Source organism: Nonomuraea fuscirosea (genome assembly GCF_035917475.1).
In the GTDB taxonomy this organism is placed as follows: domain Bacteria; phylum Actinomycetota; class Actinomycetes; order Streptosporangiales; family Streptosporangiaceae; genus Nonomuraea; species Nonomuraea fuscirosea.
The window spans coordinates 8,911,813-8,928,019 of record NZ_CP109074.1 but is presented as its reverse complement, the minus strand read 5'-3'; the positions used below and the strand labels follow the sequence as shown (position 1 = coordinate 8,928,019).

General features: G+C 72.7%; 14 protein-coding genes. 6 read left to right on the top strand and 8 right to left on the bottom strand.

Annotated features, from left to right (window positions below; all coding sequences use genetic code 11):
- Positions 1-33: 33 nt before the first annotated feature.
- Together OIE67_RS40535 and OIE67_RS40530 are read left to right on the top strand one after the other, a co-directional pair.
- Positions 34-453: a VOC family protein gene (locus OIE67_RS40535; RefSeq protein WP_326630464.1), complete on the top strand. Its 420-nt coding sequence runs from the start codon at positions 34-36 to the stop codon at positions 451-453.
- Between the two features lie 89 nt (positions 454-542).
- The gene (locus OIE67_RS40530) at positions 543-3,854 is read left to right on the top strand and encodes a hypothetical protein (RefSeq protein WP_326630461.1); all 3,312 of its coding nucleotides are present in this window, start codon (positions 543-545) and stop codon (positions 3,852-3,854) included.
- A 57-nt stretch (positions 3,855-3,911) separates the two neighbouring features.
- Here OIE67_RS40530 and OIE67_RS40525 read toward each other — a convergent pair whose 3' ends face one another.
- Complete coding sequence (locus tag OIE67_RS40525; RefSeq protein ID WP_326630459.1) at positions 3,912-4,100, bottom strand: hypothetical protein; 189 nt, start codon at positions 4,098-4,100, stop codon at positions 3,912-3,914.
- Between the two features lie 188 nt (positions 4,101-4,288).
- Between OIE67_RS40525 and OIE67_RS40520 the strand changes: the two genes are divergently transcribed.
- Positions 4,289-5,113, top strand: a complete 825-nt coding sequence (locus OIE67_RS40520) for a hypothetical protein (protein ID WP_326630457.1) — start codon at positions 4,289-4,291, stop codon at positions 5,111-5,113.
- Positions 5,114-5,204: 91 nt separating this feature from the next.
- Here OIE67_RS40520 and OIE67_RS40515 read toward each other — a convergent pair whose 3' ends face one another.
- Entirely contained in the window at positions 5,205-6,356 is a 1,152-nt protein-coding gene (locus OIE67_RS40515) for an RNA-guided endonuclease InsQ/TnpB family protein (protein ID WP_326645634.1), read from the bottom strand.
- A gap of 37 nt (positions 6,357-6,393) precedes the next feature.
- On the opposite strand from OIE67_RS40515, the gene OIE67_RS40510 reads away from it, so the two are divergent.
- Entirely contained in the window at positions 6,394-6,543 is a 150-nt protein-coding gene (locus OIE67_RS40510) for an Arc family DNA-binding protein (protein ID WP_326630455.1), read from the top strand.
- Positions 6,544-6,658: 115 nt separating this feature from the next.
- On the opposite strand, the gene OIE67_RS40505 is transcribed toward OIE67_RS40510, so the two are convergent.
- The 4 genes from OIE67_RS40505 to OIE67_RS40490 form a co-directional block, all read right to left on the bottom strand.
- Positions 6,659-7,387 (bottom strand): DUF4097 family beta strand repeat-containing protein, encoded by a 729-nt coding sequence (locus OIE67_RS40505; protein WP_326630453.1) that lies wholly within the window; start codon positions 7,385-7,387, stop codon positions 6,659-6,661.
- Between the two features lie 176 nt (positions 7,388-7,563).
- Positions 7,564-8,403 (bottom strand): LLM class flavin-dependent oxidoreductase, encoded by an 840-nt coding sequence (locus OIE67_RS40500; RefSeq protein WP_326630452.1) that lies wholly within the window; start codon positions 8,401-8,403, stop codon positions 7,564-7,566.
- 211 nt (positions 8,404-8,614) lie between these two features.
- A complete protein-coding gene (locus OIE67_RS40495) occupies positions 8,615-8,956 on the bottom strand; it encodes an STAS domain-containing protein (RefSeq protein ID WP_326630450.1) in 342 nt (113 codons plus the stop codon).
- Between the two features lie 34 nt (positions 8,957-8,990).
- The gene (locus OIE67_RS40490; protein ID WP_326630448.1) at positions 8,991-10,430 is read right to left on the bottom strand and encodes an LCP family protein; all 1,440 of its coding nucleotides are present in this window, start codon (positions 10,428-10,430) and stop codon (positions 8,991-8,993) included.
- 82 nt (positions 10,431-10,512) lie between these two features.
- On the opposite strand from OIE67_RS40490, the gene OIE67_RS40485 reads away from it, so the two are divergent.
- Positions 10,513-11,571, top strand: coding sequence for a glycosyltransferase family 2 protein (locus tag OIE67_RS40485; RefSeq protein WP_106236590.1), 1,059 nt, complete (start codon positions 10,513-10,515; stop codon positions 11,569-11,571).
- A gap of 31 nt (positions 11,572-11,602) precedes the next feature.
- Here OIE67_RS40485 and OIE67_RS40480 read toward each other — a convergent pair whose 3' ends face one another.
- Positions 11,603-13,342 (bottom strand): CDP-glycerol glycerophosphotransferase family protein, encoded by a 1,740-nt coding sequence (locus tag OIE67_RS40480; RefSeq protein WP_326630446.1) that lies wholly within the window; start codon positions 13,340-13,342, stop codon positions 11,603-11,605.
- Between the two features lie 26 nt (positions 13,343-13,368).
- Positions 13,369-14,673: an IspD/TarI family cytidylyltransferase gene (locus OIE67_RS40475; protein WP_326630444.1), complete on the bottom strand. Its 1,305-nt coding sequence runs from the start codon at positions 14,671-14,673 to the stop codon at positions 13,369-13,371.
- A gap of 112 nt (positions 14,674-14,785) precedes the next feature.
- On the opposite strand from OIE67_RS40475, the gene OIE67_RS40470 reads away from it, so the two are divergent.
- The gene (locus OIE67_RS40470) at positions 14,786-16,204 is read left to right on the top strand and encodes a CDP-alcohol phosphatidyltransferase family protein (protein WP_326630443.1); all 1,419 of its coding nucleotides are present in this window, start codon (positions 14,786-14,788) and stop codon (positions 16,202-16,204) included.
- The last annotated feature ends 3 nt before the right edge of the window (positions 16,205-16,207 follow it).

Sequence of the window (16,207 nt, the reverse complement as noted above, 5' to 3'; positions counted from 1 at the left end):
GGGGGGTTCCCAGGGCGCGGGACAATCGGGGGCATGACCGGAGATACCGCTGTCGGTGCGCTGCACCATGTCGAGATCTGGGTGCCCGACCTGCCCCGGGCCGTCGCCGCCTGGGGGTGGCTGCTGGAGGAGCTCGGCTATGAGCCGTACCAGGAGTGGGAGGCCGGTCGCAGCTGGCGGCTCGGGGCGACGTACCTGGTGTTCGAGCAGTCGCCCGCGCTCAGCGCCGGGGGGCACGACCGCCTCCGCCCTGGGCTGAACCATCTCGCCTTCCACGCCGGCGACCGCGCGCGGGTGGACGCGCTGGCGGAGCGCGCGACGGCGTACGGCTGGACGCTGCTGTTCCCCGACCGCCACCCGCACGCCGGCGGGACGGAACACTATGCCGCCTACCTGGAGAACACGGACGGCTTCGAGATGGAGCTGGTCGCCGGAGCGGTCACGACGACGTGAAGTGAGCGTGGGCGGCCGTTTGCAGGTCCGGGCAGGGCGGCGGAAAAGCACGCGCTTGTTCGATGGTAGAGGACCATAATGAGGCAGTTATGCGGCCCGATTACCTCTCCCCGGACGAACTGCTCAACGAGGTGGAACCCCTGTCCCACGGACAGCGGTGCCACCGCCTGGCCGAGCGCGGCAGGGAGCTGGCGGGCCGGCCGGACGCGCTCCAGGCCCTGCTCACGGCCCTGTCGGAGCGCGGCCCGTACGAACGGCTGCTCGCGGCGCAGCTGGCCGTCATGACCGGGCATCTTCCGCACCTCACCCGCGCCACCGCCGACCCGGATGCTGACATATCCCGGTACGCGATCGGCCACGCCATCAGGCTGGGCATCCCCGACGACGCCGTCATGGAGATCGTCCGCGACGCCCCCGCAGCCCATCGCGCGGCCGTCTACCGGGCCGTCCGGCGCGACCGCAGGAGCGACCTGGCCGAGCGGCTGGTCGACGAGGTACGCGGGCGCTGGGGCGACCGCGAGGCCGCGGCCCTGCTGGTGGTCTGCTCCGCCGAGGCGGTCGCGGCCAGGCTTCGCGACCTGGCGCACGCGGTGCCCAACTGGGGTGCCCTGGCCAGGCGGCATCCGCACGCGGTGCTCGACCACGCCGAGTCGGTGCTGGCCGAGCTGCCCCGCCCCCTGCGCGAGGCGTGGTGGACGGCGACGGCCTCGGGCATCGAGGTGGCCGCCACGCACGCACCCGAGCGGGTGATCGACCTGCTGGAGCGCTATCCGGCCAACCGGAGCTGGCACTGCGCGGGCCGGCTGCTGGACGCCGACCCCGTCCGTACGCTGGCCCTCTACCTGGGCGCCGGGCAGCGCCACCAGCTCACCCGGCTGCTGCGGCGCAGGGCCGTGCGCCGGCGGCTGGCCGAGCTTCCCGACGACCGGCTGGCCGAGGTGGGGCGGGCGGTGCGCGACGTCGAGGAGTCGCTGGTCGACCTGCTGCGCTCGGTGCCGCCCGCGCGCAGGGACGCGCTGTTCACCGAGGTGATGGCGGACGTCGACCAGTCCCAGGCGACCTACTCGCCGTACCTGCTGAGCGTCCTGCCGCTGCGCCGCCGGGTCGCGGAGGCGCGACGCATGCTGGCGCTGCGCTCCGTCGCCGAGGACCCGCGGCAGGCCCGGTGGATCACCGCCTTCCTCCCGTACGACGAGGCCGAGCCCGTGCTGCGGGCCGCCACCCGCCGCTCCGACGCGCTCGACCGCGCCGACGGCTACCGGAGCCTGATCGCCTGCGCGGGGCGCGCCCGCGACCCCGAGGTCGTCAGCCGGATGCTGGCCGCGCTCGGACGGCTGCGCAACGAGCAGGACCCGGTACGCCAGGCCGCCGTCCAGGCGCTGACCGGCATCCCGCCGCGGCTGTGGACGGCCGGGCACGTGCCCGTGCTGGACCGGTTCGTGGAGGACGCGGTCAACGCCCGCGACTGCTCCTACCAGACCCGGCGCGACCTCTCCCGCCTGGCGGCCGCGATCTTCGAGGAGGGCGCGCGGCAGGACGAGCCCGCCATGCTGGAGTACGGGCTGCGGGTCCTCGAACGGCTGGCCGGCTCCGTGGGCACGGTCTCGGTGCACCGGCTGTCGCGGGTGCTCAGGCGGGGCCAGGAGGCCGAACTGGTACGCCGGCTCGCCCCCTACCTGGAGGCGGAGGCCCGCCACGACCGGCACCAGCTGGCCTTCCTGCTCGCCGAGGCCCTCGACCGGCGCGGCCACGACCTGCCCGAGCTGCAGCGGGCGCTGGAACGCGCGCTGACGGCCACCGGCGAGTCCGACGCGATCAGGGCCGTCGACTTCTGGCTGGCGCCGCCGCGCACCAGGGGTGAGCGGGTCGAGGCGCTGCTGGCGGCCGATCCCTCCGTGGTGATGCTCGGCTCCGTGTTCAACGAGCTGGCGGCGCGGCGTACGGACCTGCTGGAGTACTTCCTGGGCCGGCGGGCCCGCAAGGGGCGCTTCGCCCAGAGCGGCGTGCGGCGGGTCCGGTACGTTCCGCGCCAGCTCGTCCGGCGGTGGACGGGGCGGCAGCGGGAGGCGTACGCGGAACTGCTGGAACGGGTCGTGTGGAACACGTCGCTGCCCCTGCACGAACGGGCGCAGGCGGTGCGGATGCTGGGCGAGGTCCCGGCGATCGAGGCCGGCCGGCTGCGGCACCTGGAGTCGGAGGTGCTGCTGCGGCGGGCGATGCTGACGACGCTGCCCTGGACGGCGCGCCCGCAGGAGGTGCTGGCCGAGCTGCTGTCGTTCGCGGGCTCGGACGACGCCCACGTGGCCGTGTCGGCGGCGGCGCGGGCGGCGCGGTTCGTCCGGCCGGCCGAGCTGCCGGCGGCGCTGGAGCCGGTCCTGGCCGAGGGCAAGATCACCGCCCGCAAGGAGGCGGTACGGCTGCTGGCCGGGCACCACGCGCCCGGGGCGATGGCGCGGCTGCGGGGCCTGTGGGAGGCCGAGGGGCAGCACAAGGACGTGCGGGTGGCGATCGTCTCTGCGGTCCTCGGCCTGCTCGACGAACCGGGCGCATGGGACCTCCTCACGGAGGCGGTCGCCATGGCGCGGGGCGATGGGGCCGGGGATGCGGTGGCTGACCTGGTTGCTCCCGTGCTCGGTGCGCAGCCGCTGGACGTGCCGAGCCGGTGGCGGGCCGCGCTCGGGGAGCTGATCATCGCCGCCACGCTCGCGGAGGAGCGCACGGTCCGGCTGCCCGCCGTCGCGGCGCTGCCGCGCTGGATCGCCCACGCGCCGGGGGCCATGGAGCGGCTGGCCGAGGTCGCCCGCGATCTCGACGACGGCGCGAGCTGGCGGGCCGCCGTACGCGGGCTGGTCACGGGCGCGTGCTCGGGGTACGAGCCCGAGGTGCTGCGGCGGACGGTACGCGCGCTCGCCGCCGCCCCGGCCGAACCCGACGCGGGGGCCGCCCGCGACCGCCCGGCCGCCCAGCGGCTGGCTGACGTCGTCGAGGTCCTGCGCCGGTGGCATCAGGCGGAGGGTGAGCCGATCGTGCCCGGCCTGCCCGACGACCTCCCTCCGGGCCTGGCGGCCGAGCTCCTGGCCGGCACGGTCGACTGGGACGCCCCGCGACCGGCGCTGGAGCGGCTGGTGGCGACGGTTCCCGGGGTGCTGTCCGCCGTCGGGACCGGCGAATTCCTGGCCGGGTCGGCCGAGGACGTGCCGATGGAGCGGGTGCTGCCGCAGGCGGAGTGGCTGGCCGGGCAGGGGGAGAAGGGCGCGCTGCTGGCCACGGCGCTGGCCGCGTCGTGCGGGCCCCGTTCGGGCTGGGCGGCGCCGTGGCGGGAGCTGGTGCGACGGGTACGCGCGTCCGGCCACCCCGAAGCCGCCCACCAGGCCCTCCGCGTCACGACGGCCGACGAGTGATCGCCCTGCTGTCCTTCACGCCCCGCTCGTCAGGGTGACCGCCCGCAGAGGGGCCGGTCAGACGTCGGTGTGGGCGTAGTCGCACTCGGCGAACTGCGGCGTCCGCACGACCGTGGAGTCCGTCTCCGTGCCGCCGCCCACCTGCTCGGCCTGGGCGGCCGGCGCGGAGGTCAGGACGAGGGTGGCCAGGATGACCGCGGTGGACGCGGCCACGCGGCGGACAGGGCCGCGCTGGTGAGCCTTCATGGGTCCTCCATGAGGAACGCTCGACTGGCCCCATCGTGGGCGCTGCGGCGACGGATGTCCAGGCCGAACCTCGTTCCCGTCGCCGGACGCGGCCTGGGCGGCGTGGAGCGGGTCTGCGGGGGGTTGACGATGGCTGTTAGGGTCGGTCCTCATCACTGACCGGGTCAAGAATTCGTCATGGGAGGGTCATGAGGACCTCTAAAAAGATCGCGATCATCACCTCCGTGCTCGCCGGAGCGGCGGCGACCGCCGGGACGGCGGCGCCGGCCGCCGTCGCGCAGGCCGCGCCGGCCTGGGCCGCCTACCACGGGCTCAGCGCCGGTCAGAGCGTGAGCCGGGTGACGCAGCTCAAGAACCAGGGCTACCGGCCGATCACGGTAAACGTTTCGGACGGGGAGCGGTACGCCGCCGTCTGGCTCAAGGGCGGGGCGCCCAACGACTGGGGCATCTGGCAGGGCATGTCGGCCAGTGGGTTCAAGAAGCGCTTCGCCGCCGCGGTCAAGGAGGACGCGCAGCCGACCAGCGTCTCGGCCACCGGGCCGGCCGACTCGCCGGTGTTCGCCGCCATCTTCGAGCGGAAGAAGGGCGCGTTCGTCTCCAAGTTCGGGCTGACGCCCGCCCAGTTCGGCGCCGAGAACAAGCGGGCCGCCGCCAACGGCCTGGCGCTCAGCTCGGTGGACGCCTACGGCACCCCCGGCGACATCCGCTACGTCGGAGTCTGGAGCGCCGACTCGGGCGGCGCCTGGTACTACACGTACGGCAAAAGCAGGCAGCAGCACCAGGCCGAGTACAACGCCAAGCGGCAGAAGGGCTTCCGGCCGGTCAAGGTGGCCGTGGCGCCCGACGGCACCTACAGCGCGGTGTGGCGCAAGGACGGGCTGAGGTCCTGGGCTCACTTCGTGGACATGAACGCCGCCGGCTACCAGAAGCGGGTCGACGACCTCAAGGCCAAGGGCCTTCACCCCGTGCAGGTCAACGCCGAGAACGGCAAGTACACCGCCGTCTGGCATTGACGCGCTCCCCAGCCTGGAGGCTGGGGATTCAGCCTGCGCCGCGTGTGCGGCACTTCTGATGGCTTCCTGTTTCTCTGGGTCCTGCCCTCCGCTAGGCGGCGGGTCTCACGGTCCCTCCGCAGGCGTTCAGCCTCTCCGCCCGTCCGGCGGCGAGGATGTTGATCGCCGCGTTGACGTCCCTGTCGTGGACCGCCCCGCATGGGCAGGTCCACGACCGGATGTTCAACGGCATCTCGTCTTGCAAGGCTCCGCACGTCGAGCACAGCTTGCTCGACGGGAAGAACCGGTCGATCCTGGCGAAGGTGCGGCCGTACCGCTTCGCCTTGTACTCCAGCATGTTCACGAACCGGGACCAGCCCGCATCGTGCACCGACGTGGCCAGCTTCGTGCGCGCCATACCCTTCACGGCAAGGTCCTCCACATACACCGCTTGGTTGTCGCGGATGATCTGGGTGGAGAGCTTGTGCGCGAAGTCCCGGCGCGTGTCGGCCACCCGGGCGTGAGCCTTGGCGACCTTGGCCTTGGCCTTGGCCCGGTTCACAGAGCCCTTCTCTTTTCTGCTCAGCGCTCGCTGCGCCTTGCGAAGCTTCTTCGCCGCGCGCCGCAGGATGCGCGGGTTGGCGATCTTGCGGCCGTCCGACAAGACCGCGAAATGCGTGAGACCCAGGTCGATGCCCACCTCGGGCGCCACTTCGGGCAGCGACCTGTCGGCCGTCTCCACCACGAATGAGGCGAAGTACCGCCCGGCCGCGTCCTTGATCACCGTCACTGATGACGGCTCGGCGGGCAGGTCCCGGGACCGGCGAACCGGCACGTCGCCGATCTTCGGCAGGCGCAGCTTTCCGCCAGGGGTGATCGCGAACCGGGCATTCTTGGTGAACCGGACCGCTTGCCGGTTGTCCTTGCGCGACCGGAACCGGGGCGGCGCGATCTTCGGGCCCTTCCGCTTCCCGGCGATCGAGGCGAAGAAGTGGCGATAGGCGAGGTTCAGGTCGGCGAGCGCCTGCTGCAGCACCACGGCGGACACCTCGCCCAGCCATGCCCGTTCCGGCGTCTTCTTCGCCTGCGTGATCACCTGCTTGGACAGGTCCCCATCCGAGATGTACGGCTGCCCGTTCTCGCGAGCCTCCCGCCGCATGCGCAGCCCGTCGTTGAACACCGTCCGCGCGCACCCGAACGCCCTGGCCAGCGCTTGACGCTGACCGGCGGTCGGGTAGAGGCGAACGTTGTATCGGAGCTGCACCATCCGATCTTACCGCCGATGACACTACAGTGGTGTCATGATCCGGATTACCCTCAGACTCCCCGACGACGTACACGCCCGGCTGCTCACCCAGGCCGAAACCGATCGCCGATCCCTCAACTCCGAGATCGTGCACCTGATCGAGGTGGCACTCAACGCCGAAAGCGGAGACGACGAATCGCCTTGACGGCGATTCGTCTACCCCTGCTCCGCTGCGCGGGAGAGTCGGCTCCACCCCCGCGCTGAAGGGCGGAGCACTGCCGACGCCTTGGTAGCGGGCCGGAGGACGCGCGGCCGCCGGGTCAGTTCCGCAGGATCCGGACGTCGCCCGACGAGCTGCGCGCCACGATCTTGCCGTCGCTCTTGCCGTCGTGCTTCACCTCGGAACGTTCGCTGCCCTCCTTGCTGTCCGCCGTGACCGCGTAGGCCCCCGAGGGCACTCTCGCCGTCACCCTCCCGTCCGTGGACTCCAGGTCGAGCGTGGCGGGCCGGACGGTGAACGCCACGTCGATGGCTCCGTCGAAGGTACGGGCCCGTACATAGGTGGACTTGAGGCCCTCGGCCGTGAGCGGGCCCTCGCTGCGCAGCCGCAGCCGCCCGGAGGCGCCCGTCACCTGGATGCGGTCCCTGCTGACCACGTCCACGTCCTGGGTGAGATCCTTCAGGATGACGCCGTCCGCGGCGTCCACCGCCAGCTTCACGCCGGGCGGGACCTTGACGTGATAGCGGGCGCCGCAGTCGCCGAAGACCATGTTGCAGTCCGCGCTGAGGCGCAGGTCGCCGTCGCGCAGGGACCAGGCGGGGTCGGCCGTGGCCGCCTTGCCGCGCAGCCAGCGCTCCACCTGGACGGTGCCGCTCGTGCCCGGGAGCACGCGTACCCCGCCGAGGGAAGCGTCGATCTTCAGGTCGGTTCCGGTGAACGGGAACGACTGGGTGGCGTGGACCTCGTCCGCTTCGAGTTCCACGCCGCAAGCGCCGGTCGCCGCGACGAGTAACGCCGCGCACGCCGCATATGCCACGATCTGCCTCATGGTCACGATCGTGGCCGAGCGCCGCTCCCGCCCCCATCGGCCATCCGGCCGAACCGGCTCCGGCTCCCTCGTCCGTTCGGCCGGTCGAAAGAAGGCCCCGGCTCCCTCGTCCGTGTTCGGCCGGTCCGAACAAGACCCGGCCGGTGGCCGCCGGCCGGGCCCGGCCTCTCAGCCGCCTACAGGGCGGCCAGGATGGTTCGCACCTGGCCGAGAGGGTCGGCGCCGACCGGGCGGAGGACCACCGTGTCGGCACCGGCCGCTCCCAGGCTCTTGACCCACTCCGCGGCCTCCTCCGGCGCCCCGGAGGCCATCGCCACGTCCTCGGGCGCCACCCCCAGGAACCCCGCCTGCCCGTCGAGCAGGGACCGCGCGGCCTCGTCCAGCTCGGCGGTCCCGCGCAGGTAGGCGAAGACGACCAGTTCGTGCTCCTCGGTCGCGCCGATCCGTTCGAGGACCCCGGGCAGCTGGTCGGGGCCGACGCCCTCGGGCAGGATCGTGCCCTGGGCCACCCGGCCGGACAGCGCCAGCGAGCGCGGCCCCTTGACCCCGGCCAGCACGGGCGGCGGCACGGCGGGCGGGTGCACCAGCGTGACGCCGTCCAGGTGGACCGACTTCCCGTCGAGGGTGACGCGCTCGCCGCGCAGGAGCGCGCGTACGGACGTGATCGTCTCCTCCAGGAGGGCCAGCGGCGACGGGACGGCGGCGCCCACCTGCTCCATCCAGGCGCCCACGCCGTGCCCGATGCCGGCGGCCAGCCGGCCGGGGTGCAGGCGGGCCAGGTTGGCCAGCTCCATCGCCAGCAGCATGGGGTTGCGCAGCGGCGCGGGGGTGATGCCGATGCCCACCCGCAGCCGGGAGGTGACGGCGAGCGCCGTCGCGGCTGACGAGACGCCGCCGGTCCAGCCCAGGTCCTCGACCACCCAGAGATCGTCCACGGACGTCTCGTCGAGTGTCTTGGCGAACGGGACGAGCTGCTCGGGCGGCAGGTCGCGGTCGAACATGACTCCGAGTCTCACGGTGCCCTCCAGTGGTAGCGGTAGAGACGGCCGGTCTCCGAGTATCCGGCACACAGGAAGGCGTTGGCAGTCGGGACGTTGACGGGGACCTCGCCCAGGTGGCGGTCCCGAGCCGGGACGTTGACGGGGACCTCGCCCACATGGCGGTCCCGAGCTGGGAGCGCGCGGGCTCGGGGGACGACGTGACAGCTCCAGGCCGCGGCGGCCGGCGTCAGGCCGCGGTGCCGAGCGCCGTTCGGGCCTCGTCGAGCGATCCGCTGGTCGCGAAATGCCGGTCGAGGTTCGTGATCGTCAGCAGATGCCGGATCATGCCCGGCCCGACCACCAGCACCATCCGTCCCCGCAGGTGCTGCACCTGGTTGAGCGTCTCCACGAGCACGCCCAGCCCGACCGAGTCGCAGAACGGCACCTCGGTCAGGTCCACGATCAGGTTGACCGGAGCGGCGAGCGCCTGTTCCAGCTCGGCCCGGAGCCGGGGCGCACCCGCGACGTCCAGGTCGCCCACGACACGGACCACCGTGCAGGGGCCCTCCCGCCAACACCTGACCACCATGGGCCTCACCTGCCCCGAGCCCAGAAAGATATGCCTATTTCTTACATATGTTCTGCATTGCCGTTTTGGTGGTTGGTGTAACACCGGGTTTCGCGGTGGGGGTGGCATTCGCCTTCGGTTGCTTGACCTTGAGCTGGTCGCTGCCCAGGATCACCTCGATGCCGGCGGTGTCGGTCTTGCGCAGCTCGGCCCCCGGGATGGCGGCCGCCACGACCTTCGCCGCGGCCTCCTGGCCCTCGCCGTGGCGGACGACGGTCTTCTTGTAGTCCTTCTTGGTGGTGTTGCCCGGATCGCCGGGGACCTTGAACCCGTACGCGACCAGCGCCGTCTTGGCCCGAGCCGCCAGGCCCGTGATGAGCGTGCCGTTCTTGATCTTGAGCGTGATCTCGCCGGGCGGGACCGCGGACGGCTTGACCGACGGCGTCGCGGCGGCGCTCGGCGTGGGCTCGGCCGGGTCCCGGTCGGCGTCGATCGCGGCGAACATGTCGCGCGCCGCCTGCTTGTCCCACAGCACCGCCGACTCGCCGGTGGGCGTCTTGAAGTCGACGTCGGACAGCGGCACCTCGGCGAACTTCACGTCGTCGAGCGAGACGTCGCGCATCTGCGTGGCCAGCCCGAGCAGCCCGTCGTCCGGGTCGACCCGGACCGTGCTGAGCGTCGAGTTGACGAACGAGGCCAGCTTGGCCGGGTTGGCCAGCGTGTCGGCGCTGAGCGCCCGGTTGAGCAGGGCCGAGATGACCTGCTGCTGCCGGTCGATGCGGTCGAGGTCGGAGCGGGCGGTGGCGCGGGTGCGCGCGTAGCCGAGCGCCCGCACCCCGTCGAGCTGGTGGGTGCCGGCCGGCAGGTTGAGCGCGATCTTGGTGTCGTCGATCGGCACGGGCGTGCAGACGGTGACCCCGCCGAGCGAGTCGACCACGTCGATGAAGCCCAGGATGTTGACCTCGATGTAGCGGTTGATCTGCAGCCCGGTGACCGCCTCGACGGTCTGCTTGGCCAGCTTGGGCCCGCCGAACTGGTACGCCGAGTTGATCTTGTGATCGCCCTTGCCGGGAACCGTGGTCCAGGTGTCGCGCGGCAGGCTGACCACGGTCACCTTCTTGTGGTCCTCCGACAGGTGGATGACCATCATGGTGTCGGTGCGCTGGCCGGACTCGCGGCCCAGCTTGAGCCGGTTCTGCTGCTGGCGGGTGAGGTCGTCGCGCTTGTCGACGCCGACCATCAGGATGTTCTCGGCGCCCGAGGACGAGGGCGCGGTCACCCCGGCGTCCACCGTGCCGATCTGGCGCGGGGTCGCCCACACCACACCCGTGGTGACCAGCACGCCCGTGGACAGCAGCCCGGCCAGCACGACGTTGCGGCGGCGGGCCTTCGCGCTCCTGCGCGGCCTCCGGGTGCGGACGGGTGTCAGCTTGACGCCTCCGTAGGCGTCGCCGCCCACGAGCACACCGCCGTCCTCCTCGCCCGGGTCGCGCATGCCGTCCCCCTTTTGTCACCCCGGTGGATCGGGGCCTTCGATTGCCCTCCTCCCCTGGTCGTACAGTAGCGTGAGCCCCGCCATGAAGCAGTTCCCCGACTCGCCGCACGCGCCCGCGGAGACGCGCGGCTGGCCCCCCATCTCCGTCATCATGCCGGTCCTCAACGAGGAGCGGCACCTCCGCGAGGCCGTCGGCCAGGTCCTCGCCCAGCAATACCCAGGCGAGATCGAGCTCGTCCTCGCCGTGGGTCCGTCCCAGGACCGCACCCAGGAGGTCGCCGACGCCATCGCGGCGGCCGACCGCCGGGTGACGGTGGTGCCCAACCCGACGGGCCGCACCCCCAACGCCCTCAACGCGGCCATCGCCGCCTCGCGTAACGACATCGTCGCCAGGGTCGACGGGCACGCCATGCTGCCCTCCGACTACCTGCGCGTCGCCGTCGAGACGCTGGCGGAGACCGGCGCCGACAACGTCGGCGGCGTCATGGCGGCGGAGGGGATCACCCCCTTCGAGCAGGCCGTCGCCTGCGCCATGACGTCCAAGATCGGCGTGGGCGCCGCCGCCTTCCACGTGGGCGGCACGGCGGGCCCCGCCGACACCGTCTACCTCGGCGTCTTCCGCCGCTCGGCCCTGGCCAGGGTCGGCGGCTACGACGAGCACTTCCAGCGGGCCCAGGACTGGGAGATGAACCACCGCATCCGCCAGACCGGCGGCCTGGTGTGGTTCCAGCCGCGCATGCGGGTCTCCTACCGGCCACGGCCCAACGTGAAGGCGCTGGCCAAGCAGTACTTCCACTACGGCCGCTGGCGCCGCGTGGTCTCGCGCACGCACGAGGGCACGATCAACCTGCGCTACCTGGCGCCGCCGGTCGCGGTGCTGGCGATGCTGCTCGGGCTGCTCGTCTCGCCGTTCTTCCCGCTCGCGCTGATCGTCCCCGGCGGCTACGCGCTGGCCATCGCGGCCGGCTCGGCGGTGACCGGCAGCGGGCTGCCCACGGCGGCGAAGCTGCGGCTGCCGCTCGTGTACGCGACCATGCACTGCTCCTGGGGCTGGGGCTTCCTGACCAGCCCGAGAAAGCTGGCCCGCCCGCCGGGACAGACAGTGAGGAGAGAGGAGCCCGCGCCGCGCTTCGGCGAGTAGCGAGCCCGCACCGGGCCCTCGGCGAGTGCGCTCAGGAGCCGGCGAAGACCCGCTCGACGGCGGCGTTGAAGCGGGCCAGCGCGTCCGGGTACTCCGGGCCGAAGAGCTGGCTCCTGAGCTTGACCCTGGCTCCGGCCAGGGTGTCATCCCCGTCCAAGAACTCGGCGAGGTTCGACAGGTCCTCGCCGAGCAACACCCCCGCCTCGGCGCTGGGATAACGCTCGTGGAAGGCGGCCTCGGGCAGCCCGGCCACGTTCGTCACCGCGTACGGCTTCTCGCTGGCCAGGAAGTCGGCCACGACGCTGGAGATGTCGCTGATCAGCAGGTCGCACTCGTTGAAGCAGTCGTACAGGTGCGGCTCGGGACCGTCGACGATCAGGTGCCTGATCCGCTGCGCCTCCTCCCCGGCCCCGTGCGAGGGATGCCTGGCCTTCGACTTGGCCAGCTCGGCCGCCTCGATCATGGCCACGATCTTCCGGTGCGCCCGGGTGGCGCTCTTGTCGCGGTGGCCGGTCAGCGGGTGGGGCTTGTAGATCACCCGCAGCGGCGGCCGGTGGTCGAGCAGCGCCCGCACGAGGCGCGGGCCCATGGTGATCAGCGAGGTGTGGAACAGGTCGTCGTTCCAGCCCTCCCAGGTGGGGGCGTACAGGACGGTCCGGTACGGCAGCCCTGGCCCCTCCGTCGAGATGCCCTCCAGCTGCGGCCGGCCGACCTCGTGGATGTTCTCGTCCCTGACGCCCACCTTGGCCCGGCGGTAGCGGTCGCGGCCCGCGGGCCCGGCCACCCACACCTCGTCGTACACCCGGGAGAACGGGTTGAACGAGGCCTCCTTGTCGCTGTCGCCGTGGTTGAGGAACGCGCTGCGCAGGGTCGGGATGCGCAGCATGTGCACGTTCCTGCCGACGTTGGCGACGTACAGGCAGAGCCGGGCCCCGGCCAGCGCGCGGAAGCTCATCAGGTCGGCCGACGACGGGATGCACACCATCGGCAGGCTGGTGCCTTCGAGGTGCGCGGCCATGCCGCGCTCGCGCAGCACGACGATGGCCCGCCGGTCGAGCCGCTCCAGAGTGGGCAGCCACATCCTGGCCTGGTAGGCGGCGGCGGTGGCGCCGGAGAAGTACAGGATGATCTCGGGGGCGTACCGCTCGACCTGCTCGCCGACCACGCGCAGCACGTTGGCGCGGTCGGTGAGGGGCAGGGCGCGGCGCACGTACGGGATGAGCGCGAGCGCCGCCACGAGCCCGGCCACGAGCGCCACCCCGGCCCCCAGAGTGGCGAGCACGGCCCCGTGGACCGCGCCCAGCACCGGAAGGGCGTCCAGATAGAGGAACGGCACGCTGCGCGCGTCACGCAGCCGCCTGGGCGGCATCTTGGGGATGCGCAGCGCGGAGACGTCGAGGTTGCGGGTGGTCACCGGCATGTGGCTGAGCGTCTGACGCAACCGCATCGCGAGGCCCGTGTGCAGCGCCCGTACGGCGTGCAGGGCGAGCACGCCGGCCGCGAGCGCCACGAACCACGGCGACTCGGCCCCGGCCGTCCGCGCCACCAGCAGCAGCGCCAGCGTCTCGCGCACCATGAAGCGCAGCGTGATCCCGAGGTGCACCTTGCCGAGCAGGTCGGGCAGCGGGCGGGCGGCGCGCGGGGCGACGAGCTCGACGGCGTAGGAGGCCACGGCGACCGCTCCGAACACCAGCGGCGCCGGCCACAGTGCCGAGACCAGCAGCGCGGGGTAGCAGCCGAGCAGAGCCGCGATCACGATGAGTCTCCTCATGTGATCGCACGGTAACAATGCTCAGGTCAAGCGCCGTCCACGAGCACGTCTATGACTTGCCCTGATAGGTCGGAGATGAGGATGTCCAGCGAGGTCTGCGAGACGAGGAGGGGAGACGCGCCGGTATTGACGCAGTTGACCCCGACGCCGTCGGCGGCCCACTCGCGGGCCAGCGCCCTGGTCAGCGCGGCCACCGCGGCGGCCCCCGAGGCGTGCAGGGCGCCGGAGCCCGGCGGCACCTGCAGCAGCAGGCTCCCGCGCCGGCCGGCCTGGCGTGACCGCCCCGCCGCCGCCCGCAGGTGGGGGTGGGCGGCGCGGGCCACGTTGAGCGCGCCGAGCTGGCCGGCCCCGACCACGTCGGCGACGCCGTCGCCGGTGGCCGCGAGCAGGTCGCCGGAGGAGCCCGCGCCCGCCGCCAGCACTACGTGATCGGCCTGGCCCACGTCGTCGAGCGCCTTGGCCACCGTGTCGAAGTCCTCGGGGCGCACGCCGTCCGCCCTGGTCAGCACGCGTACGTCGGCGCCACGGACGGGCCCGGCCGGCGCGGACTCGCCCACCACGACCACGACCTGCCCCGCCAGCGCGTCGGGGGCGCCGGCCGGCACGGCGGCGGGCAGCCCGAAGAGCAGCTCCGCGATGCGCAGGTCGGCCGGATGCGTCACCTTGATGTTGTGCTCGCTGCCCGGCACCAGATGGATCGGCACCTCGGGCAGGTAACGCAGCACCACGCCGCAGTCGTCGGTGGCGGGCAGGTCGCCGAAGGTGGGATCGGCCATCGCCCGCTCGTAGGCTTCGCGGATCACCGAGAGCCGGAAGCACTGCGGGGTCTGGCTGCGCCGCAGCCGCGCCCGGTCCAGCACCTCGCCGATCACCTCGCCGCCCGGCCCTGGGACCGCCGTGAAGACGGTGTCCGAGCTCGGGATCGCCACGTTGACGGCCTCGTGGGTCTCCAGCGCCCTGACACACTCCGTGATGATCCGGGGCTCCAGGAGCGGGCGTACGGCGTCGTGCAGCAGCACGTTGCACTCCCGCTCGCCCAGCGCGGCCAGCGCCCGCCACGTGCTCTCCGTCCGGCTCGCACCGCCGTCCACGACCTTGCCGACCTTGCGGTATCCGCCCGCGGCGACGATCTCCCGCACCCGGCCCGCGTATCCGGGCGTCATCAGCACCACGACCTCGTCGATCTCCGGCGCGCCCTCGAAGACGGCCAGCGAATGCTCGATGATCGTCCGGCCCGCGACCTCGATGAGCTGCTTGGGCGTGCTGAGCCCGACCCGCTGCCCCACGCCGCCCGCGAGGAGCACTCCAACCGACCGCAGCGGTGAATCCATACCCGGCAGCGTAGTGCCGCCGGTCCGTGATATTGCGGTGACCTGTCGCTACGCTGTGTCTACGCACCCCCAAGTGACCGCACTCCACCCCGGCCGGGAGGAGACCTGCGCTTTGCCCGACTCACTGATCCGCGGGGGCACGACCACGTCGGCCGTGCTGCTCGCCACGACGCCCGCGTGCAGGCTCTCCAGCGGTGACGGCACCCTGCTCGACCGCCTCCACGACCAGCTCTCCGTGCTGCCCGTCCGCGACGTCCTGGTGGTCAGCGCGGGCGGCGGCCTCGGGGCCGACCTGCGCGGCGTCGCCAAGATCGCGCGGACCACCACCGGCACGGTGGCCGTGCTCCCCGCCGACCTGGTGGCCCACACCGAGGCGCTGGCGCTGCTGCTCGAACACCCCGCCCACGACACCGCCGCGCTCATCGCCCACGACGCGGCCACCTCGCCGCTGCGGCCTCCCGTACGCGTCGAGGGCGGCAAGGTCGTCGCGGCGGGCAGCTCGTTCCACCTCGTGCCGGAGGCCAACGCCACGTTCAGGGGCGTGCTGCAGACCGGCGAGTCCGACCTGCCCGCGCTCGCCGACATCGCGGAGGAACTGGCCGAGCTGTCCGAGGCGGGCAAGCTCGGCCCCGTCACCGCGGTCGAGGCCGTCGACCTGCTGCTGGTCGGCCTGGTCAGGTCCGGCGTGAGCGTGCGCGCCGCGGCGATCGGGCCGCTGCACGCCGACCGGGTGAGCGGCCAGAACGCGGCCGACGCCGCCGTCGTCAGGCTGTCGGAGGTGGACGAGGAGCAGGTCAGGCTCGACACCTCCGTCAAGGACGACGACGGCTTCCTGGCCACGTTCCTCGTCTCGTCCTGGACCCGCCACCTGATCAGACCGGCCGTGCTGCTCAAGCTCGCGCCCAACACCGTCACCGGCTTCTCGGCCGGGCTGGCCCTGCTCGCCGCCGTCTGGTTCTCCGCCGGCACGCAAGGAGGGCGGCTGGCCGGCGCGGTGCTGCTCTACCTGTCCTTCGCGCTCGACTGCCTCGACGGGCAGCTCGCCCGCTACACCCGCACGTTCTCCCCGCTCGGCGCGTGGGCCGACGGCATGTCCGACCGGCTCAAGGAATACGTCGTCTACGTCGGCCTGGCCTTCGGCTTCGCCGGGCCCGGCATCTGGCCGCTGGCCGTGGGCGCCATGATCCTCCAGGTCGTCAGGCACGCCATCGACGCCACGTACGCGGGAGCCGTCGCCGACGCGGCCAAGGTCGGCGCCATGTGGGGCCGGCCCGCGCGCTCCCTGATGGAGTCGCACGACGCCCGGCGCGACCACGCGGGCGTGCTGAGGATCGCCCAGAGACTCGAACGCGGCACGGTCGCGCGCTGGCTGAAGAAGATCGTCGTCCTGCCCATCGGGGAGCGCATGGCGCTGATCGCCGTCACCGCGGCCGGCTGGAACGCCCGCGTCACGTTCCTGTCCCTGCTCTGCTGGGGCGGCGTCGCGGCCCTCTATCAGCTCGCCGGACGGATCGCGAGGTCGGCACGATGATGT